Genomic DNA, 4,446 nt, shown 5'->3' on the forward strand with positions numbered 1-4,446 from the left:
GATAATTATGCATTCAGCATTTCAATGTGTTTATCATAGGCCACGTCATCGCCAATAACTATTTCCTTATATATTTCCCCTTCAATATCAGCTTCATTGTATGTTTTCTCACAAATGATAGTATTGATTAGTTATTTGAGATATAAAAATCAATTCTAAAACTGCAATAAATAATAAATGAAAAAGAGAATAATTATTATCCTCTTTTTTCAAGCTGTTTGGATTTTAGTCTTAAGCCTTTGTAACCGCATTTTCTGCATTTTGTTGCATTAATGGAGTTGTGGCAATGACATTTCAAACAGATTTTAATGTTGATGTTTCTGCTTGCTGCAATCCTTTTGTTTTCAGGAGTTAAATTTCCCTTTATAAAATCAGAATTAACCTTACTCATAATAATCACCTGTTTTGTCATGCCTTCACTGCAATTATTATGAATAAATTACAATGAAAACATTTTTAATTGATCATAAAAAGTCCTGTTTTTTGGTTAATTTTATTTGTTTTCATTTTCATCACATCTTTTAATCTGTTAAATATACATATGCTTTAGGAGTATTTAAATGAATTAAATCTTTTGCTTTCATTAACAATTCCATATTCTCCCAGCAATAACTCTAATGTTTGGTTTAGAGGATTTTCACTTTTGCAATTATTTGCGATGCTTGAGTAGTTAACACTTCAGTTAAGTGATTTGCATTTGATGATGAAAGCAGATTAATATTTTTACCCCCGCAAGCTTTGCAATGTGATACCGGTGAATCAAACGATTTGTAATCATCAACAAAAACTAGGCATCAGTACCAAATCGGACATACTCCTTTAAATAATAAATATTAACTTTAACGGTTAAATTTTGTCTAAACTAAAATCAATTAATTCTAAAAAGGTTTATATACTAAATAAGTTATTATATTATTTTAACCTTGAAACATTTCGTTTTAAATGATATTAGGAGGCACACTATGATAACCTCAAACCCAATACAAATCATATTGAACAACAACAAAACAGACCAGCAGATGGTAGGTATAGACATCATAAAAAGTCCAATTAAATATGAAATTCTTGATTTGCTCAGGCACGGTGAGATGAATTTCGAAGAGATAGTTGGAAACATGTCCAAATCCAAGGCCAGCATATCTATGCATCTGCGGGATTTGAGAGAAGAGGGTATTGTTAACTACAGGGTTGATCCAATAGACAATAGGAAAAAAATTTTCTTCTTAGAATCTGAATTCCTCGGGTCCATTGATTCGGAAAAAATAAAAGAGGCACATAAAAATCAAACCCGGACATTAATCGAAGAATATGTAAAAAAAGGTGACATCGAATTTGCAACCCTGTTAACAAATACCCTCAAATCTTATTTGCTTGAATTGGGAATCGATATTTCTCCGATCCTAAAAAATATAGGAAACTACATCGGAGAATACCTGTTTAATCAGCTGGCAGATGAAAATCTTGACTTGTTCCTGCAAAACATAAGGTCATACTGGCTTGAAAACAATCTGGGAAGACTGCATTTCAACACAAAAAACCACATCGAAATAACATGTATCGGATGCTTTGAATCAGTATACGTTCCCCGGTCAGGAGAGGCGAACTGCTTTATAGAAAAAGGAATTTTTGAAGCATTATTCAACAAATTTTTTAATTTTGATTTGAAAATAGAAGAGACAAAATGCTATTCGATGGGAGATGGAAAGTGCGTATTTATTATTCAACCTTAAAAATAGGGAGGCAATATGACAACTCTCCAGGACATATTGAAAAAAAATATTGAAGATTATAAAAAGGCAAAACTGATAGAAACAATTCTTTTGGAACACGGCCACAGGTGTTTTGTGGAAGTTGACTCAAGATATTTGAGAATTGAGGAAATGGACAATCACTATACACTCTCAAAAGAAAAATTATATGAAATTTTAGAACTGGAAAATATAGAAGTAGCTAAACTGATTACTGAAATGGGAAGATACAACATCTTCTACATTCCTATTTCAGATTGAAAGCTTTTTGTGCAGCAGGGGTCAAAAGCCCTTCTGCAATCATTTTTTCAACTTCATCCCATCCAAACCATCCGTATCCGTCATGTTCCTCACTGATTTTAATTTCATCAATATCGCATGTGACTTTCATAATCAGCTGGATTGATTTAACCTCTTCAGATGTCTTGCATGCTGTGTAGTCGTTTCTAACCACATTATACAATGATTCGATGTCAATGTCCAATCCGGTTTCTTCGAGATATTCCCTTTTAAGCGCATCATCAAAATATTCGCATTTTTTAACTTTTCCACCTGGAATTTCCCATTTTCCGGCATCGTGAGATGATTTGGAGCGAATCTTCAGCAGCAGAACTTTGCCGTTATTTTCACAGATTCCCCTTACGGTTAATCCCCACATAGTGGCCATATCGATAACTCCTAAAAAAAAAGATTAAAAGTGAAATATTGAAATTTCACTATCTTTTCATCGCTTTTTCAACCGCTACTGCTACAGCAACGGATGCACCGACCATCGGGTTGTTTCCCATTCCAATAAGCCCCATCATTTCCACGTGTGCAGGCACTGATGATGATCCTGCAAACTGTGCGTCGGAGTGCATTCTTCCAAGGGTATCGGTCATACCATAGGAAGCAGGACCTGCTGCCATGTTGTCAGGGTGCAGGGTTCTTCCTGTTCCTCCGCCTGATGCAACTGAGAAGTATTTTTTGCCCTGTTCAAGACATTCCTTTTTGTATGTTCCGGCTACAGGATGCTGGAAACGTGTAGGGTTTGTTGAGTTACCTGTAATTGATACGTCAACTCCTTCAAGATGCATGATTGCAACACCTTCACGAACGTCATCTGCACCGTAACATCTGACCTTTGCCCTTTCACCATCGGAATATGCCTTTTCCTTAACGATTTTGACTTCACCTGTGAAATAGTCAAATTCTGTTTCAACATGAGTAAAACCATTGATTCTGGAGATGATTAAAGCTGCATCTTTTCCAAGACCGTTCAATATTACTCTTAAAGGTTTTTGGCGAACTTCATTTGCTGAGTTTGCAATTCCAATAGCTCCTTCAGCGGCTGCAAAACTTTCGTGACCTGCAAGAAATGCGAAACATTTACTTTCATCACTTAAAAGCATTGATGCAAGATTTCCATGACCTAAACCTACTTTTCTGTCATCGGCTACACTTCCAGGAATGCAGAATGCCTGAAGTCCTTCACCGATTGCTTTTGCAGCATCAGATGCCTTTTTGCAATCTGTTTTTATGGCAATTGCAGCTCCGAGAGTGTATGCCCAACATGCGTTTTCAAAACAAATCGGCTGAACGCCTTTTACAATTTCATATGGGTCAAATCCTTTGTCAAGACAGATTTGCTTTGCCTCTTCAAGGTCTTTGATGCCGTATTTTTCAAGTACAGGAGTGATCTGGTCGATTCTTCTTTCGTAACTTTCAAACAAACTCATTTTATTCACTCCTTGGATCTATTTTTTTGACTGCGTCATCAAATCTTCCGTATTGGCCTGAAGCGTTTTCAATAGCTTCTTTTGGGTCAACGCCATTTTTGATTTGATCAAGCATTACGCCTAAGTTAATGTATTTGTAACCTATGATTTCATCGTCATCGTCAAGTCCGATTTCTGTAATGTATCCTTCTGTAAGCTCAAGATATCTTGGGCCTTTTTCCTTAGTTGAATAGATTGTACCGACCTGGCTTCTGTGACCTTTACCTAAATCTTCAAGACCTGCACCGATTTGAAGACCTCCTTCTGAAAATGCGGATTGTGTTCTTCCGTAAACGATTTGTAGGAACAGCTCACGCATTGCAGTGTTTATAGCGTCACATACGAGGTCAGTGTTTAGAGCTTCGAGGATTGTTTTTCCAACAAGGATTTCTCCGGCCATAGCGGCTGAGTGAGTCATTCCGGAACATCCTAATGTTTCAACCAAAGCCTCTTCTATAATACCCTCTTTTACGTTTAAAGTTAATTTGCAGCATCCTTGTTGCGGTGCGCACCAGCCTATTCCGTGTGTAAAACCGGAAATATCTGTTATTTGCTTTGCCTTAACCCATTTTCCTTCCTCAGGGATTGGAGCAGGGTCGTGGTTTGCACCTTTTCGAACAAGACACATATTTTCTATCTCAGTTGAATATATCATCTTTCTTCTCCAAAATTTTTCTGATTAAATATATCTGTTTTTTAATTAATGTATTTTATGAAAAATTTAAAATTTTAAACAGAAGTTTCTATAGAAATATCCTTAGAAATCATCGAAATCATTATTATGATTTTAAATAGATTATCTAAGAGTCATAAACTGTCGAATACTTTAGATGAGTCCTGCCTACATCAATCATCAAAACTATTATATATCAGCATAGGCTAATAGTTATAAAGTTGAAAACAACTTAATTTATCAAAAATATTGCAAGAATACCATGACC

6 protein-coding genes are annotated in these 4,446 nt (G+C 35.7%); 2 read left to right on the top strand and 4 right to left on the bottom strand.

The annotated features are described in order from the left end of the window. Positions 1–196: 196 nt before the first annotated feature. Entirely contained in the window at positions 197–391 is a 195-nt protein-coding gene (locus ACKI2P_RS07100) for a 50S ribosomal protein L40e (RefSeq protein ID WP_407376327.1), read from the bottom strand. A gap of 571 nt (positions 392–962) precedes the next feature. On the opposite strand from ACKI2P_RS07100, the gene ACKI2P_RS07105 reads away from it, so the two are divergent. Beyond that, positions 963–1,730 carry a V4R domain-containing protein gene (locus ACKI2P_RS07105; protein WP_407376329.1) on the top strand — a complete coding sequence of 256 codons (768 nt, stop codon included), beginning with the start codon at positions 963–965 and terminating at the stop codon, positions 1,728–1,730. Positions 1,731–1,745: 15 nt separating this feature from the next. Beyond that, entirely contained in the window at positions 1,746–2,009 is a 264-nt protein-coding gene (locus ACKI2P_RS07110) for a hypothetical protein (protein ID WP_407376331.1), read from the top strand. Here the strand turns inward: ACKI2P_RS07110 and ACKI2P_RS07115 are convergent. Genes ACKI2P_RS07115 through ACKI2P_RS07125 form a run of 3 tightly spaced genes read right to left on the bottom strand, consistent with a single transcriptional unit; the run spans position 1,996 to position 4,160 of the window. Continuing rightward, entirely contained in the window at positions 1,996–2,415 is a 420-nt protein-coding gene (locus ACKI2P_RS07115; RefSeq protein ID WP_407376333.1) for an NUDIX hydrolase, read from the bottom strand. The two genes, ACKI2P_RS07110 and ACKI2P_RS07115, sit on opposite strands and share 14 nt — an antisense overlap. Before the next feature lie 49 nt (positions 2,416–2,464). Further along, the gene (locus ACKI2P_RS07120; protein ID WP_407376335.1) at positions 2,465–3,466 is read right to left on the bottom strand and encodes a GGGtGRT protein; all 1,002 of its coding nucleotides are present in this window, start codon (positions 3,464–3,466) and stop codon (positions 2,465–2,467) included. Position 3,467: 1 nt separating this feature from the next. After that, on the bottom strand, positions 3,468–4,160 hold the full coding sequence (locus ACKI2P_RS07125; protein WP_407376337.1) for an iron-sulfur cluster assembly scaffold protein: 693 nt from the start codon (positions 4,158–4,160) through the stop codon (positions 3,468–3,470). Between the last annotated feature and the right edge of the window lie 286 nt (positions 4,161–4,446).

This window comes from Methanobrevibacter sp. (assembly GCF_045541095.1).
Taxonomy (GTDB): domain Archaea; phylum Methanobacteriota; class Methanobacteria; order Methanobacteriales; family Methanobacteriaceae; genus Methanocatella.